Raw genomic sequence first — 15,199 nt, 5'->3', positions numbered from 1 at the left:
GCTCACCCCGCGACGGCTGCGGCGAGCCGGAAGTAGTCGGCGATGGTGGTGCCGGGCAGCAGCGCGTCGACGTGCGGGCGGATCGCGCGGATGCCGCGGATCTCAGGCTGCCAGCCGGTTCGCCCGGCCCGCGGGTTGACCCACAGGAACCGTGTGCACAAACGGCTGGCACGGACTGCGGCTGCGGTGAGTTTCTCGGTGTCGCCGTCTTCCCATCCGTCGGACATGACGATGAGGGTGGCCCCGCGCAGCCTGCCGGCGTGCCGGTTGATCAGCTGCTGGAGGGTCTCACCGAGCCGGGTGCCGCCGCCGAGGTCGGGGATCTGTCCGCTGCGGGCACCGGGCCGGATGGTGCGCACGCCTGCGGTGATATCGGTCAGTTCGGTGCCGGCGGTGAAGACGCTGACGTGCCGGCCGCCCTCGGCTGCGGCTGATGCGAAGGCCAGCTGCATGGTGTGGAAGGGCTGCATGCTTGCCGAGACGTCGAAGACGATGACGATCGGGCGGGGCACCTCGCGGCGCTCCTGTCCCGGCAGGCTCGTGATCTCCCCGGTGGTGAGCAGTTCGCGCAGGGCTTGCCGCAGGTGCAGGCGGTCGGCGCGCCCGCGCCGGTAGCGCGGCCGGCGGCGCTGCGGTGGGCTCAGGCGCAGCCGGGCGAGCTGGGCACGGGCGTCGGCGGCCTGGGAATCGAGGAGTTCGGCGATGTCGGTCTCGCGCAGCACTGCGGCCTTCGAGGCTGCGGAAGCCCGTGGTTCGGGGTCGCCGGTATCGGTGTCATCATCACCGGGCAGCGCGTCAGGCACCTCGACCTCGACCTCGATGTCCGGCGGGGACGCGGTGGCTGGGTGGCGTGAGAAGAACCGCTCGAAGTGGACGCTGAAGTCCGCCCACTGCTCAGCGGTGGTGCACCAGGCGGCGCGGGTGACGGTGTAGACGTGACGCCGTTCGATCGTGCCGAGTGCGCCGAGTCCGGCGACGGCGGTGTGCAGCCGGCCGGGGTCGGCGGGATATCCGTGGCGGGCGAGGCTGCGCGCGAAGTCGGTGAGCACTGCGGTCATCGTCATGACGGTCTCCGCGGTGGTGCCCCGCCGATGATCGGCCCGTGGGCGCGGACCTGTTCGGCGTCCTCGGCGTCCTTGATGAGCGCCCCAAGGGTCGCGTGAGCAGCCGCGGCGTCGAGGTCGACGGCGCCGAGTGCCAAGAGCGAGCGCAGCCAGTCGATCGCCTCGGCAGTGCCCGGCGGCCGATTGAGGGCCATGTGCCGGACCGCGCGCACATAGTCACTGGTCGCAGCCACAAGCGCTTCGTTCGCCTCGGACACGTGGAGGGCGAGGATCTGCTGTTCGGCTTCCCGGTCGGGGAAGTCGAACCAGTGGTAGAGGCAGCGGCGGCGCAGCGCATCGTGGATCTCGCGGGTGCGGTTGGAGGTGATGACGACCAGCGGCGGCTGGGCGGTCTCGATGCGGCCGAGTTCGGGGATCGACAGCGCCCATTCGGAGAGCACTTCGAGCAGGAGTGCTTCGAACTCGTCATCGGCTCGGTCGATCTCGTCGATGAGCAGCACCGCCCGCTGCCCCTCGGCCGAGGCGGTGAGTGCAGCCAGGATCGGGCGAGTGAGGAGGAAGCGCTCGGAGTACAGCTGGGCTTCGAGCTTCCCGGCTTCGGCCGTTTCGGCGGCATGGGCGGCCTCCAGGGTGCGCAGGTAGAGGATCTGGGAGCGGAAGTCCCAGTCGTAGAGCGCCTGGGCGGCGTCGATGCCCTCGTAGCACTGCAGCCGGAACAGCTGCCCGCCGTGGACGGCGGCCAACGCGTGTGCCAGCGCCGTCTTGCCGACTCCGGGCGGGCCCTCGCACAGCAGCGGCCGGTCGAGCCTGCCGGACAGCCACGCGATCGTCGCCAGCGCATCATCGGCCCGGTAGCCGTGGTCCATGAGCGCCTCCCTCAGCTGCTGCCAGTCCGCAGGTGACGTCATCGGCTCTCCTCCCGTGCGCATGCGTCGGGCAGCAGCTCCGGCAGCTCCAGGCCGGCGGCCTGCAGCTGCCCGGGAGTGTCGATATCGATGCCGGCGCACAGGTGCCTGCAGTCGACTTCGCGCACCGCTCCCGAGGCGAAGACCGCCTTCGCGCCGGAGTCCCCAGCGGCCGTGTCGATGACCTGCTGCCAGTGCTGCGATCCGATGACGACAGGGTGGCCGGGACGCTCGCCGAACGTCGCCCGCACGAGGCTCGTCTCGATGCTCTGCACGCGGGCAGCGGCGATGACGGCCTCGATGGCGGCCGCGGTGATGTCGGGGACGTCGGCGAGCAGGATGACGACAGCGCGGATACGCTCGTCGGCAGATGCATCGGCAACAGCGCGCAGCCCGGCTCGCAGCGAGGCCGACAGGCCGTCCTGCCAGTCCGGGGCGTGGGTGGCCCGGGCCCCTGCCGGCACTCCGGCGGCGACCGCCTCGGCGGCGGCACCGGTGACGACGACGATCTCGGAAAGCCCAGCGGCCGTCAGCTGGTCGCACAGGCTGGCCACGACCGGCTTCCCGCAGGCGGTGCGCAGCAGACCCTTGGGCACACCGAGGCGCGAACCGGCACCGGCGGCGAGCACGATGCCCGCGATGTCGCTGTTGAGTGCGTGCCTCACGATCCCTCCTTGAGCCTGGCAGTCTGTCTCCAGTCTAGGAGCTGGCTGCTCCCCTGGCGGCGGCTGGTGTGACCCGCGTGGCGGTTCTCCCGGCGATGGCCGCCGGCACGGCGGCAAGCGCGGTGATGATGCCGACGCCGCGGCCGGAGGCGGCGAAGTCGACGACTGCTTCGACCTTCGGGCCCATCGACCCGGAGGCGAAGTGCCCGGCATCGGCGAGCCGCTGCATCTGCGCGGCGGTGATCTCACCGATCGGCTGTTCGTCCTCGGTGCCGTAGCCGATGATCGCGTGCTCGACGTCGGTGGCGATGACGAGCCGGTCGACGTCGAGGTCGGCGGCCAGCCGGGCGGCGGAGAGGTCCTTGTCGATGACAGCCTCGACGCCGTTCCAGCCCGATCCATCAGCCACCACCGGGATGCCGCCTCCGCCGGCGGCCACGACCACCCACCCGGCGGCGACGAGCGTGGCGATCGTCGGGGTCTCCAGGATCTCCAGCGGCCGCGGGGAGGGCACAACGCGCCGCCAGCCGCGGGCCCCGAAGTCCTTCCACACCTGCCCGTGCCGGCTCATCTGCTCGGCATGGGCGGCATCCCGGTAGGTGCCGATCGGCTTGACCGGGTCGGCGAAGGCCGGGTCGTCGCCGTCGACTCGCGTGCGGGTGACGACGGCGGCGACTGGCCTGCGCATGCCCCGGGTGGTGAGCTCCTGTTCGAGCCGGTTGACGATAGTGAACCCGATCGTCCCCTGGGTCTGTGCGCCGCACCAGTCGAGCGACACCGGCGGCAGCTCTGCGGCGGCGAGTTCGTTCTTGCGCAGGATGTTGCCGACCTGTGGGCCGTTGCCGTGGGTGATGATGACCTCGTGGCCGTCGGCCAACAGCTCGGCGATGTGCCCGCAGGCCTGCGCGATCGCCGCCCGCTGGTCATCCGGTGAGGATGAGCCGTCGGGGGCGGTCATCGCATTGCCGCCGAGGGCGATGAGCACGCGCATGCTCAAAGCCAGTCGACAGCGGGTGCGTCGCTGCCGTCGCCGGCCAGGCGCGCGTACCCGGGTCCGCGGTCGAAGAATGGCTCCTCACCGGTGCGCTTCTCGCGCATCTGCTGCCGCAGCTGCGTCGAGGCCGCCGTGTCGATGGTGACCTCACCGTCGTCGACGCTGGCGATGACGCCGTAGTCGCTGCGGGCCCCGTCGATGCTGACCTTGCCCCACCGCAAGTCGCGTTCGACCTCGTCGAGGGGACGGTCGAGCGGGTCGCCCCAGCCGCCGCCTCCGGTGGTGCGGATGCGGATCGTCTCACCTGCCCGGACCGGTTCGGCATCAGCGAGCGCGTCGATCTCGCGTTCGTTCGGCCCGCCGGGGTCGATGGTGACCTGGAACGGCCGGCCGGCCTTGCCGCCCTTGACGCCCCAGCAAGCGAGGATCGACCGGTCGGCGATCGACATGAAGTGCGCGTCCTTGAGCATATGGATGTGCTTCTCGTAGCCCAGCCCACCGCGGTAGCGTCCGGCGCCGCCGGAGTCGACGGCGAGTCCGAGCCGCTCGACGCGGAAGGGGAACCGGGATTCGGTGAATTCGGTGGGCAGGTTCCGGGAATCGGGCACGACGTGGATGGTGTCCTCACCGTCGGCGTAGTAGCGGCCGCCCGAGCCGCCGCCGAGCACCTCGCGCATGAGGTAGTCGTTGCCGTCGCGGTCCTTGCCGTACACACCGGTGTAGCGGATCGTCTCCTGGTCTGCCGGCATCTTCCCGTCGACAGCCTTCGCGACGACCCCGGCGAGCACGCCGAGCAGCCGCAGGATGACGAAGGTGCGGGCGTTCGTCGGACCCGGGTAGATCGGGGTCAGCAGGGTGCCCTTCTCCGGGAAGCGCATCTCGATGAGCGGGACGATGCCCTCGTTGACGTCGAGCTCGCCCATCCGTTCCGGGGAGTCGGCGAGGTTGCGCAGGATCGGGGCGAGCCATTTTTTGAGGAAGTTCCCGCCGACGTAGTCGCCGCAGTGGTTGATCGGTCCTCTCGCCTGAGCGGCGGTGCCGGTGAAGTCGAGGATGAGCCTCGGGCCATCGCCCGGCCCACCCGTCGAGGTCTTCGTCAGGGTGATCCGCTGGGTGTGCAGCTTCGGGTCCTCGACACCGTCGTGCTCGGCGTAGTCCTCCCACACGTACTGGCCGTCGGGGATCTTCGACAGGATCTCCCGGCGGTACAGCTCGGTGGTGTTGTCGAGGATCGTGTCGAAGGCCGCTTCGATCGTGTCACGGCCATAGCGGGAGAAGAGCTCCCCGAGCCGGCGCGCACCCATGAGGCAGGCCGAGCATTCGGCGTCGAGGTCAGCGGCCAGCGAATCGGGCATGCGGGAGTTGCGAGTCATGATCCGCAGGGCAGCGCGGTTGGGCTCACCGCAGGACCACAGCTTGATCGGCGGGACGGCGAGTCCCTCTTCGTGCACGCTCGTCGCACCCGAGGGCATCGAGCCGGGGCAGGCACCGCCGATGTCGTCATGGTGGCCGAAGGCCTGCACGAAGCACACCACCTCGCCGTCGTGGAAGACCGGCACAGTCACGCACAGGTCGGGCAGGTGGCCGATGCCGCCTTCGGACTCGTAGACATCGTTGTGGAAGAAGACATCGCCTTCCTCCATCGTGTCGAGCGGGAAGTCGCGCACGATCGGGTGGACGAGCGCGGAGTAGGACCGGCCGGTGAGCTTGCGCAGCTGCCGGTCGTGGATGCCGGCGCGGAAGTCGTGGGCGTCGCGGATCATCGGCGAACGCGAGGTCCGCGAGATCGCGGTCTCGACTTCCATCTCAACACTGGCGAGGGTGCCTTCGACGATTTCGACGATGATCGGATCGACGGTGGTGCCCTCCGGGGTGAGACGTCCGCCGTGCTCATAGGGCCGGGGCAGACCGGCCGGGTTGATCGGCTCGGCGGCGATGTAGGCCTCGAGCTGCTCACCGGTCAGCGGAGTGGTCGAGAGCATCGAGCCGGAATCAGTGGGGGTTGTCGTCATATCTGGTCTCCTTCTGGTTTCGGCGCGGGCTCAGGACTGGTCGGCGGATGAGCTGCGGGTGATGACGAGGTTGCCGGCGTCATCGACGCGGACGGTGAAGCCGGGATGCACGGGCACGGTCGAACCGAACTCCTCGATGATCGCCGGACCCGAGATGACATCTCCGGAAAGCAGCTCGGGCCGCCAGTAGACGTCGGCGGTGACGTAGCCGTCGTCTGCGTCGAAGCACACCTGACGCTGGCTGGCCAGCGCCCTGTCGTTAAGCGGCTGGGCGGCAGAGGCCTCCCCAAGCTTGGCGAGCTCTGGCCGCTGGATCGGGCCGATGCCGGAGACGCGCAGGTTGACCCATTCGACGAACTGGTCGCCATCGCCCTTGAAGTCGTAGCCGTAGAGGCGGCGGTGCTCAGTGTGGAAGGCGTCGGTGACCTCATCGGCCCACTCACGGGTGATCTCCCCGGCCGGTGCCGGCACGCGGACTTCGAAGGCCTGCCCGAAGTAGCGCAGGTCAGCCGACCGGTCGTAGCGGTGGTCGGCGGCGGCGAATCCTTCGGCGTCGAGTGCAGCTGCCGCACGATCCTGCAGAGCGGTGAAGATGCTGTCGATGGTGCCGAGGTCGAGTCCTTCGTCCTTGGCGACATGCGTCTGCACGTAGTCGTTCTTGACGTCGACGGTCAGCAGCCCGAACGCAGAGACGTTGCCGGGGTTGAGCGGGACGATGACGCCTGCGAGGTCGAGGAGGTCGACGAGCCGGCAGGCCAGCAGCGAACCGGAGCCGCCGAAGGAGGCGAGCATGAAGTCACGGACGTCGAGGCCGCGCTTGACGGAGATCTGACGCAGCGCATTCGCCTGGTTCCAGGCGGAGATCTCCAGGATGCCGGTCGCGCACTTCTCAACGCTGAGCCCGAGGCGACCGGCGAGTTCTTCGATGCCGGTGCGGGCGGCCTCGACGTCGAGTGGGATCTCGCCGCCGAGGAGGTGGGGCGGAATGCGACCGAGCAGCAGGTGGGCGTCCGTGATCGTGGGTTCGGTGCCGCCCTGGCCGTAGCAGATCGGTCCCGGATCGGCGCCAGCCGACTGCGGGCCGACCTTGAGCTGACCCTCTTCGGTCGTCCAGGCGATCGAACCGCCGCCGGCACCGACGGTGACAACGTCGATCATTGGGATCTTCGACGGGTAGACACCCACCGACCCCTCGGTTGTGAGCGCCGGTTCGCCGTCGATGATGACGGTGACGTCGGTGGAGGTGCCGCCGCCGTCACAGGTGAGGACTTTGGAGAACCCGGCTTCCTGGGCGATGAGGCCGGCGCCGAGGGCGCCTGCCGCCGGCCCGGACAGCACGGTGGTGATCGGCTGGTGGACGACCTCGTCGGCGGAGAGCACACCGCCGTTGGACTTCATGATGTAGAACGGGATCGGCTCACGGTCGCCGTGCTCGGCGCCGGTGAACTGATCGAGGCGCTCATGGATGTTGGCGACGTAGCGGGAGACCTTCGGCTTGACAGAGGCATCGACGAGGGTGGTCATCGAGCGCTCGTATTCGCGGTACTCCCGCAGCACCTCGGAGCTCAGCGACACGATCGCCTCGGGGTGGACTTCGGTGAGGATCTCACGCATCCGCTGCTCGTGGGCCGGGTTGGCGTAGGCGTGCAGGAAGTTGACGCCCAGGACGTTGATGCCGGCGTCGCGGAACCAAGCGGCGACAGCCCTGGCGCCGTCCTCGTCGAACGGGCGGACCTCGGTGCCTTCGAAGTCGAGACGGCCGCCGACGGTCTTGACACGGTCGGCGGTGACGATGCGTTCGGGCTTGACCCAGAAGTAGGAGTTTCCGTAGCCGTCGGGCACGGCCTGACGGGCGATCTCGAGGACGAACTCATAGCCTTCGGTGGTGATGAAGCCCATCGTCTCCAGCTTGCCCTCCAGCAGCTGGTTCGTCGCCACCGTCGTGCCGTGGGAGACAGCGGCGACGTCGCTGCCGGTGGCGCCGAGTTCGGCGAGGACCTTCTCGATGCCGTTGATGAACCCGTCAGCGGGGTTGGCTGGGGTCGACGGGGTCTTCGTCGTCGTCAGCGTGCCGGTGTCCTCGTTGAACGCGACGACGTCGGTGAATGTGCCGCCGGTATCGATCCCGATGCGGATCCGTGCGCTGCCTTGAGTCATTCTCACCCCTGCTTCTCGTGTGCCGACGCGCCTTCGCGTCTGGCAGAACTTCACTGCTTTGAACAAGCATGCGCGGCGGCTGCTCCGAATCACTCGGCAGACAGTGACAAAAAGTGAGCTGCCTCATTGGCAGGATTCTGGAGGGCCGGGCACTGCCAGTCTCCGCAGCCTCACTGCCGGCCCCCCGGCTTAGCAACCGGACGATCCGTTAGGTTGAAGGCGTGCACTCCTTCGACCTCGACGCCATCGCCTCCGGCCTGCCGGCGGCTGCGCTCATCCCTCAGCTGGGCGAACGTCACGCCGGTTCGACTGCCGGTCTGCGGGCGGTCATCACCGCACCGCCGGGCACCGGCAAGACCACTGTCGTGCCGCCGGCACTGTCCCAGCTGCTGCCGGCCGGGCGGATCATCGTCACCCAGCCGCGCCGGATGGCCGCCCGGGCGGCTGCCCGCCGGCTCGCGCGGCTGAGCGGCACCCGCCTCGGCGAGGCGGTCGGCTATACGGTCCGCGAGGATGCGCAGGTCTCCCGGTCCACCCGCATCGAGTTCGTCACCACCGGCGTGCTGCTGCGCCGGATGCTCACCGACCCCGGGCTTGAGGGTGTCACCGCGATCGTGCTCGACGAGGTCCACGAACGCCACCTCGACTCCGATCTCGCCGCCGCCCTCGCGGTTGATGCCACCGGCCTGCGCGCGGACCTGACGCTGGTGGCGATGTCAGCGACCCTGGAAGCCGAGCGGTGGGCTGAGCTCATCGGCGGCCCGGTCCTCAACGTCAGCTCGTCACTGCACCCGGTTGAGATCCGCTGCCAGTCCGGCCCCGGCCGGCCCATCGATGCCCGCGGAATCACCCGCGAGTTCCTCACCCACATGGCAGACCTCGTCGAGTCCGCTCTCCGCACCGAGGCCTCCGGCGATGCGCTCGTATTCATGCCGGCCATCCGCGACGTCGAAGCCCTGGCTTCGCTGCTGCGCGGCCGTGTGCCCGCCGATGTCCGGGTGCTTACCGGCTTCACCCCTGCTGCGGAGCAAGACGCGATCCTCACCCCGCGCAGGGACACGGAGACCTCCCGCCGGGTCGTCGTCTCCACCTCGGTTGCGGAGTCAGCGCTGACGGTGCCCGGTGTGCGGATCGTGGTCGACTCGTGCCTGGCTCGGGTGCCGCACTTCGACACCGGCCGCGGGTTCGCTGGCCTTGCCACCGTGCGGGCTTCGAAGGCCGCCTGCACCCAGCGAGCCGGACGCGCCGGCCGCCTCGGGCCCGGCCTGGCCATCCGCGCACTGAGCGAAGCCGACTGTGCCGCGCTGCCAGCGCACACCCCGCCGGAGGTCCGCACCGCCGATCTCACCTCCGCTGTCCTCGACCTGGCCTGCTGGGGCGCGCCGTTCGGTCGCGGCCTGAAACTGCCCGACCCGCTGCCGGATCGCCCGGCTGCCCAGGCTGCTGAGACGCTGCGGCTGCTCGGCGCGCTCGACGACACCGGAACCGCGACAGCCCGCGGCCGGCAGCTCGCCCGGATTCCCACCGACCCGCGCATGGCCCGCGGCCTGCTCGACGGCGCAGCATTCATCGGCACCGCGGCCGCCGCCGAGGTGGTCGCCGCCTTGGCCTCGGATCTGCGCTGCCCGGGTGCCGACGCGGTTGCCGCCGTCCGGCAGCTGCGCCGCGCATCCCCGCGCACGTACACCCGGGAGACCGCCCGGCTCGCCCGGATCCTGGCCGAGACCACCGGAGAAGACACCGGCGAGGACACAGAAACCGGCGCGATCGCCTCGGGTCCGGTGCCGCTCGACGAGGCGGTGGCCACCGTCATCGCGCTGGCCTATCCTGACCGGATCGCCCGGTTGCGGCCCGGCAGCGAAGACGAGTACCTGCTCACCTCCGGCACCGGCGCCACCCTGCCGCGCGAGGCCCGGATCTGCGGCCACGAATGGCTCGCCGTCGCCGAGGTGTCCCTCGCCGGCCAGCGCGCCCTCATCCGAGCGGCCGCCCCGCTCGACCGGGAGACTGCCGAGTTGCTCGCCGCCGACCTCTACGTCACCGAGACGGCCACGCGCTTCGACGGCCGGAAGCTCTCAGCCCGCCGCATCGAGCGCCTCGGGGCGATCGAGCTGTCGGCGACTCCGGTGAAGGCAGACCCGGATGCCGGCGCCGAGGCGGTGGCCGCGTTCATCCGCGAGCGCGGGCTTCGCGAGGTGATCGGTGAGAATCCCGGGTTCGCGCAACTGCGCGGCCGGCTCGGGCTGCTGCATGCCGTGTTCGGCGCACCCTGGCCCGATGTCCGTTTCGCTGCTCTTGAGTCCGGGCTCGCAGAATGGTGCCATGGCGAGCTGACCCGGGTGGCGGCCGGTGCCTCGGCGACGGGAATCGATTGGACGTCTGCCCTGCGCAATCTGCTGCCGTGGCCGGAGGCCGGCCGGTTCGACGAACTGGCGCCGGAGCGCATCGGTGTACCGAGCGGCTCCAATGTGCGGCTGCGGTATCCGGCACCGGAGGACCACGGTGACAACGACGCGGACCCTGCCGGTGTCGAGATCGCCGCTCCGGTGCTGGCGGTCAAGCTGCAGGAGTGCTTCGGCTGGCAGGCGAGTCCGGTCATCTGCGACCGACAAGTGCCAGTGCTTATGCACCTGCTCTCCCCTGCCGGCCGGCCGCTGGCGGTCACCGCCGATCTCGCCTCATTCTGGCAGCAGGGTTACCCGGGCGTGCGGGCAGAGAACCGCGGCCGCTACATCAAGCATCCGTGGCCGGAGGATCCGCTCACCGCCCCACCTGCCCGCGGCACCAAGCGCTCAGGCCGCTGAGCGTCTGCGACAATGGGCAGACGATGCACACCGACACCACCCCTGCCTCCACCTCCGGCTCGGCTGCGACTCCTGCGCCCGAGACGGTCATCGACGCTGCCACCTGGAAGGCTGCCGCCGCCGAGCTCGCCGCCGCAGTCGAAGAGCGGATGGGCGCCCATCTGGCGCGCCGGGCCCGCGGCGAGAAGCACCCGGTCGAGGACTTCCTCTTCACCTACTATCCCTTCACTCCTGCACAGGTGGCCCGCTACCAGCCCGGCGCCGGGATCGGGCTCGCCGCCCCCGAGGCGGCAGATCGTGAGCAGTTCGCCCGCCGCTGGTGGACGGTCGCAGGCAATGTTGCTTTCGTCGACGTCCCGGCCTGGAAGGCCGACCGGGGTGAGGGCGCGCAGTTCATCGCGAACCTGCTTGCGGCAACTCTGGATCGGGAGGCGCAGCTGGGCTGCTTCGGGCTGCACGAATGGGCGATGGTCTACCGGCAGCCAGCTGATGAGCACCGGCATGAGCAGGTGCCGCTGCGGCTGAGCCAGACGGAGACCGACAGGGTCGTCGAATCCCATCGGATCCAGTGTTCGCATTTCGATGCGTTCCGGTTCTTCACTCCGGCCGCCCGGCCGCTGAACACACTCACGCCGGAGCGGAAGACGATGGTGTCGATGGAGCAGCCGGGCTGTCTGCACGCCGGGATGGATCTGTACAAGTGGGCGATGAAGCTCGGGCCGATCGTGCCCTCGCAGGTGATCGTCAACGCGTTCGATCTCGCCCGCGATATCCGGACGCTTGACATGGAGGCCAGCCCGTATGACGTGCGGGCGTGGGGCTACGGGGTCGTAGCGATTGAGACGGCCGCCGGCAAGGCTGAGTACATGCGTCGGCAGCAGGTGTTCAGTCAGCGCGCCCAGCGGCTGCGCATCGAGCTGCTCGATGCGCTGGCCGCCGTCGGAATCGAACCGCTCAGCTGACGCTGTATTGCCGCGCGCTGGGCTCGGGGCTGGGAATCGACCGGTTGCGGACACGCGCTGGTTCCAAGGATTCGCGCGTGCAGCCAGTGTCGTCCCTCATCTGCGCCCTGGCCCGGCGTCTGGCGGAATGCCTGCACCCGGTGCAGTGAAACCCGTTACATCTCCTGGTCAGAGGACTATGCTGGTGGCAGTGGAGGCACCAAGTCTCCTTGACGGAGGGACATCTCATGGACAATCAGACCTTGCTCCTCATCATCGCCGCAGTCATCGGCGTCATCATCATCATTGCGATCGTCGCCGCGCTGATGAAGGCATCGAAGAAGAAGGAAGAACAGAAGCGGATCGAGGAGGAGCGCCGCCGCGAACAGCAGCGTCGTGAGGCCGAGCAGCTCCGCGAGGAGAACAAGCAGCACGACATCGACGTCCGTCAGCGCGAGCTCGATGTTGAGAATCGTCGACTTGAAGCTGAGAAGGCCCGTCTGGAGGCCGACCGCAAGGAAAGCACCATCAACCGCGAAGAGGAGCAGCTGGCCGCTGAGCGCGAGGAGCTCAAGCGCCGCGAGGCCAAGGCCAATGAGCTCGATCCCGATTTCGATGAGAAGTCCGGAAAGCGCTCAGCCGCCGGGACGGCTGGTGCCGCGGGCGCTGGTGCTGCCGGTGCCACTGGCGCTGCCCGACGTGACGACCACGGTCATGATGGCCGCGACCACGACCGCCACCACGACGGACTCGCCCATGACGATCGCCACCACGACGGACTCGGACGCGACGAGCTGGGCCGTGATGGCCACCGTCAGCACGATGATCACGCCGCACCGAGTGCGCACGAGCACGATGCTCGCGCACAGGGACAGGAGTTCGATCCGCGTGGGCAGGGTCATGATCACGGCCAGGGACTCGACCCGCAGGGCCGGGATGTTCAGGAGCCGCGCTTCGACGAGAACGGCAACGAGATCCCGCCGCGTCACTGAGGCGCACCAGGCCTGACTGACGACGACCGCGGGCGCGTGAGAGCCGATCTCACGCGCCCGCGGTCTGTTGTGCGGAAACTCAGTTCATGCGGCTGCTGTCAGACCAGACGCATGAGCTCGACCGGCTCGGGCTGCCCGTCCCACGTCGCCATGAGCATGCCGGGGCCGGTCTCGGCGCCGGCGAGCTGATCGGCTTCCAGGAGACGGGTGACGTTGAGGTCGGCTTCCTCGACGGCCTTGATTGCGGCATCCCAGCCGGTGCCGCGGGCGTCGGCGATGTCAGTGCGCGGACCGGGGTTGTCGCCGTCGACGATGATCTCCTCAGCCGAGGTGTCCGCCTCGGCGATGGTGCGGCGGGCCTGCTCGACGAACACCGGGTCGGCCACGGCGTCGTAGACCCAGCGTTTACCGAGCACCGAATGTTCCATCGTTGTGATGAGCGCGTCCTCGGCGCCCTCAAGCGGGGCACCCCGGTACGTGACGGGCACCTGGTAGATCGGCCCATCGGCATCGTCGGCGGCGCGCACGAGGTGCATCTCGATGCCGACCTCGCCGGCCGGATCGTCGAACCGGTAGCTCGTCACGACCTCCAGCGGCACCTCGGCGTCGAGGCCGGACCACTCCTGGCTCGGCAGCCAGGTCTGGACGAGTTCGAGCTTGCCGGGTGAGAGTTGTGCATCGTATAGCTGTGCCATGGCGGCTCCTTATCCCAGGTCAGAAGGTGGTCAGCACATCGGAATCGGTCAGGCCTTGCGGGTGCCGGGCAGCCAGGCTCCGTCTTCGATCGAGTAGTCAGCGAAGATCGCCGGCGCCTCGGCCTGCATGATCTCAGCGATCTTGCCGAACACCAGCCGGATCTCCTCCTCGGCACCAGGAGCGGTGCGCATCTCGATGACGTGGCGCAGGGAGCGCAGGTTCGCCGTGTAGACGATGCCGGTGCCCAGTCCCTCAGGGGCGAAGCGGCGCATGAAGGAGGTCATGTGCTTCTTGTGCGCGAACTTCGTGCCCTCCTCATCGAGCTTGAAATGCTCGCTCATCCACTTCTGGTGCTCTTCGAGCGTGTCGAGAACGGCCAGGCAGCGTTCCATCAGCTCCTCGTCTTCGCGCGCCCACTCAGGGAACCAGAAGGGGATCTGCTCCAGGCGCACATAGCGCAGCGACTCCTGCGAGTACGCGCAGCCGGCGCGGTGCCGGATGAGCTCGTGCGTGAGCACGCGGGAGACGTTGTGCAGCACGAAGGTGTAGTTGGCGTGTTCGAGCACCGAACCGTGCTGCGAGGAGATGACGTTGCCGAGGTATTGGGCCGAGTCCGTGCGCACGCGCCCGACATTGGGGTTGAGTCCCGGCTCCCAGGAGCGGTAGCACATGCGGCCGGAGAACTCGACGAGATCCTCGCCATCAGGGCTGTCGGCGTCTGCGACGCGCTCAGACCAGGAGCTGCCGCCGACGTCGGCGAGGTAGGTGTTGATGGCCTCCCAGTCGATCTGGGGACGGGCGATGAGCGTGGCGGAGGGTTCGACGTGGCGCACGGTGCTCCTTCGGTGACGTGGCGGGCTTGGGGTCAGTCTACGGCACCCGATGCGTCCACTTCTCGGTGCCGAACTTGGTCTGCACGAGCTCTTCGGCGCGGGCGAGTTCAGCCTCGGTGACGGTGTCGCGTTCAGCACCGTACATGCTTGTGAACGTTTCGATCATGGTCTCGATGATGTGCTCGCGGCTCGACCCGGTCTGACGCCTGAGCGGGTCGACGCGCTTCTTGGCGCTGCGCACGCCCTTGTCCGACATCTTCGCCTCGCCGATGCGCAGCACTTCGACCATCTTGTCGGCATCGATGTCGTAGCTCATCGTCGCGTGGTGCAGCACCGTTCCCGAGGTGAGGCGCCGCTGGGCGGCTCCACCGATCTTGCCGCCGGTGGAGGTGATGTCGTTGATCGGCTGGTACCAGGCGTCGACGCCTTCGCGGGCGAGCGCAGCGATGACCCAGCGGTCGAGAAACGCGTAGGACTCGGCGTAGTCGAGGCCTGCGATGAGGGTGTCGGGGACGTACATCGAGTACGTCACGCAGTTGCCTCCCTCCATGAACATCGCTCCCCCGCCGGAGATCCGCCGCACGACGTCGATGCCGTGGCGTTCGACACCCTCGGGGCGCAGCTCGTTGACATAGGACTGAAAGGAGCCGATGACGGTGGCCCTGTCCTCCCATTCCCAGAACCGCAGGGTCGGCTGCCGGTTGCCGGCGTCGACCTCGGTGAGCAGCACTTCGTCGAGGGCGACGTTGATGCGGCTGGGCAGGACGGGGCCGTGGATGACCTTCCAGTCGAAGTCGGTGAAATTCGCCGCCTGGGTCAGGGCCCGGCGGACGACGGTGGCGATGTCGCCGGTGGAGAACCCGTGCAGCTGCAGGGAATCGCCGAACGCGGCGAGCGCAGCATCGAGTCGGGCGATGAGTTCGTCGCGGGTCGCGGAGACCGGTGCGCCGGTCAGGGCCGGGCCGATGGAAAAGTAGGCGTCTTCGGGCTCGAGGAAGAAGTCCCCGGAGATCTTCGCGGCGGTGATCGCCTGACCGTCGGTGTCGATGTCGGCGACGACGAGTTTGCCGCCGACGACCTTGTGCTCTGCGTGGAAGCTGCTCATACTTCCACGCTATCGCGCTTCGGCCGCCTCC

General features: G+C 68.9%; 12 protein-coding genes. 3 read left to right on the top strand and 9 right to left on the bottom strand.

All coding sequences use genetic code 11. The features are described from left to right. Positions 1-2: 2 nt before the first annotated feature. From HLA91_RS02615 to HLA91_RS02590, 6 genes are read right to left on the bottom strand one after another with little or no spacing between them, the layout of a single operon-like run. The gene (locus HLA91_RS02615) at positions 3-1,064 is read right to left on the bottom strand and encodes a VWA domain-containing protein (RefSeq protein WP_165882502.1); all 1,062 of its coding nucleotides are present in this window, start codon (positions 1,062-1,064) and stop codon (positions 3-5) included. Continuing rightward, positions 1,061-1,972, bottom strand: a complete 912-nt coding sequence (locus tag HLA91_RS02610; protein WP_165882501.1) for an AAA family ATPase — start codon at positions 1,970-1,972, stop codon at positions 1,061-1,063. The genes HLA91_RS02615 and HLA91_RS02610 overlap by 4 nt, the downstream gene beginning before the upstream one ends. Next, positions 1,969-2,634 carry an NTP transferase domain-containing protein gene (locus tag HLA91_RS02605; RefSeq protein WP_204514183.1) on the bottom strand — a complete coding sequence of 222 codons (666 nt, stop codon included), beginning with the start codon at positions 2,632-2,634 and terminating at the stop codon, positions 1,969-1,971. Before HLA91_RS02605 ends, HLA91_RS02610 begins: the two co-directional genes overlap by 4 nt. Before the next feature lie 34 nt (positions 2,635-2,668). Beyond that, the gene (locus tag HLA91_RS02600; protein ID WP_170273554.1) at positions 2,669-3,625 is read right to left on the bottom strand and encodes a carbamate kinase; all 957 of its coding nucleotides are present in this window, start codon (positions 3,623-3,625) and stop codon (positions 2,669-2,671) included. 2 nt (positions 3,626-3,627) lie between these two features. Then, positions 3,628-5,640: a hydantoinase B/oxoprolinase family protein gene (locus HLA91_RS02595; RefSeq protein WP_239557020.1), complete on the bottom strand. Its 2,013-nt coding sequence runs from the start codon at positions 5,638-5,640 to the stop codon at positions 3,628-3,630. A 30-nt stretch (positions 5,641-5,670) separates the two neighbouring features. Continuing rightward, the gene (locus tag HLA91_RS02590; RefSeq protein ID WP_170273375.1) at positions 5,671-7,797 is read right to left on the bottom strand and encodes a hydantoinase/oxoprolinase family protein; all 2,127 of its coding nucleotides are present in this window, start codon (positions 7,795-7,797) and stop codon (positions 5,671-5,673) included. Between the two features lie 221 nt (positions 7,798-8,018). Between HLA91_RS02590 and hrpB the strand changes: the two genes are divergently transcribed. From hrpB to HLA91_RS02575, 3 genes are all read left to right on the top strand, one after another. Continuing rightward, a complete protein-coding gene (hrpB, locus tag HLA91_RS02585) occupies positions 8,019-10,601 on the top strand; it encodes an ATP-dependent helicase HrpB (RefSeq protein ID WP_170273374.1) in 2,583 nt (860 codons plus the stop codon). Between the two features lie 23 nt (positions 10,602-10,624). Then, positions 10,625-11,563, top strand: a complete 939-nt coding sequence (locus HLA91_RS02580; RefSeq protein ID WP_212753892.1) for a 3-methyladenine DNA glycosylase — start codon at positions 10,625-10,627, stop codon at positions 11,561-11,563. A gap of 227 nt (positions 11,564-11,790) precedes the next feature. Then, positions 11,791-12,534 (top strand): hypothetical protein, encoded by a 744-nt coding sequence (locus tag HLA91_RS02575; RefSeq protein WP_170273373.1) that lies wholly within the window; start codon positions 11,791-11,793, stop codon positions 12,532-12,534. A 98-nt stretch (positions 12,535-12,632) separates the two neighbouring features. Here HLA91_RS02575 and HLA91_RS02570 read toward each other — a convergent pair whose 3' ends face one another. Genes HLA91_RS02570 through lplB form a run of 3 tightly spaced genes read right to left on the bottom strand, consistent with a single transcriptional unit; the run spans position 12,633 to position 15,168 of the window. Next, positions 12,633-13,229, bottom strand: coding sequence for a CG0192-related protein (locus tag HLA91_RS02570; protein WP_170273372.1), 597 nt, complete (start codon positions 13,227-13,229; stop codon positions 12,633-12,635). A gap of 48 nt (positions 13,230-13,277) precedes the next feature. Further along, positions 13,278-14,063: an FAD-dependent thymidylate synthase gene (gene thyX / locus HLA91_RS02565; RefSeq protein ID WP_170273371.1), complete on the bottom strand. Its 786-nt coding sequence runs from the start codon at positions 14,061-14,063 to the stop codon at positions 13,278-13,280. Between the two features lie 37 nt (positions 14,064-14,100). Beyond that, positions 14,101-15,168 carry a lipoate-protein ligase small subunit gene (gene lplB / locus HLA91_RS02560; RefSeq protein ID WP_102161697.1) on the bottom strand — a complete coding sequence of 356 codons (1,068 nt, stop codon included), beginning with the start codon at positions 15,166-15,168 and terminating at the stop codon, positions 14,101-14,103. Positions 15,169-15,199: the final 31 nt, after the last annotated feature.

Origin of the sequence: Brevibacterium luteolum, assembly GCF_013004595.1 — a bacterium.
In the GTDB taxonomy this organism is placed as follows: domain Bacteria; phylum Actinomycetota; class Actinomycetes; order Actinomycetales; family Brevibacteriaceae; genus Brevibacterium; species Brevibacterium luteolum.
This window is presented reverse-complemented; position numbering and strand designations above follow the sequence as displayed.

Excerpts from the sequence above, each read along its gene's own strand:
- HLA91_RS02615 (WP_165882502.1), bottom strand. The coding sequence starts at position 1,064 with ATGACGATGACCGCAGTGCTCACCGACTTCGCGCGCAGCCTCGCCCGC.
- HLA91_RS02610 (WP_165882501.1), bottom strand. The coding sequence starts at position 1,972 with ATGACGTCACCTGCGGACTGGCAGCAGCTGAGGGAGGCGCTCATGGAC.
- HLA91_RS02600 (WP_170273554.1), bottom strand. The coding sequence starts at position 3,625 with ATGCGCGTGCTCATCGCCCTCGGCGGCAATGCGATGACCGCCCCCGAC.
- HLA91_RS02595 (WP_239557020.1), bottom strand. The coding sequence starts at position 5,640 with ATGACGACAACCCCCACTGATTCCGGCTCGATGCTCTCGACCACTCCG.
- HLA91_RS02590 (WP_170273375.1), bottom strand. The coding sequence starts at position 7,797 with ATGACTCAAGGCAGCGCACGGATCCGCATCGGGATCGATACCGGCGGC.
- HLA91_RS02580 (WP_212753892.1), top strand. The coding sequence starts at position 10,625 with ATGCACACCGACACCACCCCTGCCTCCACCTCCGGCTCGGCTGCGACT.
- HLA91_RS02575 (WP_170273373.1), top strand. The coding sequence starts at position 11,791 with ATGGACAATCAGACCTTGCTCCTCATCATCGCCGCAGTCATCGGCGTC.
- HLA91_RS02570 (WP_170273372.1), bottom strand. The coding sequence starts at position 13,229 with ATGGCACAGCTATACGATGCACAACTCTCACCCGGCAAGCTCGAACTC.
- lplB (WP_102161697.1), bottom strand. The coding sequence starts at position 15,168 with ATGAGCAGCTTCCACGCAGAGCACAAGGTCGTCGGCGGCAAACTCGTC.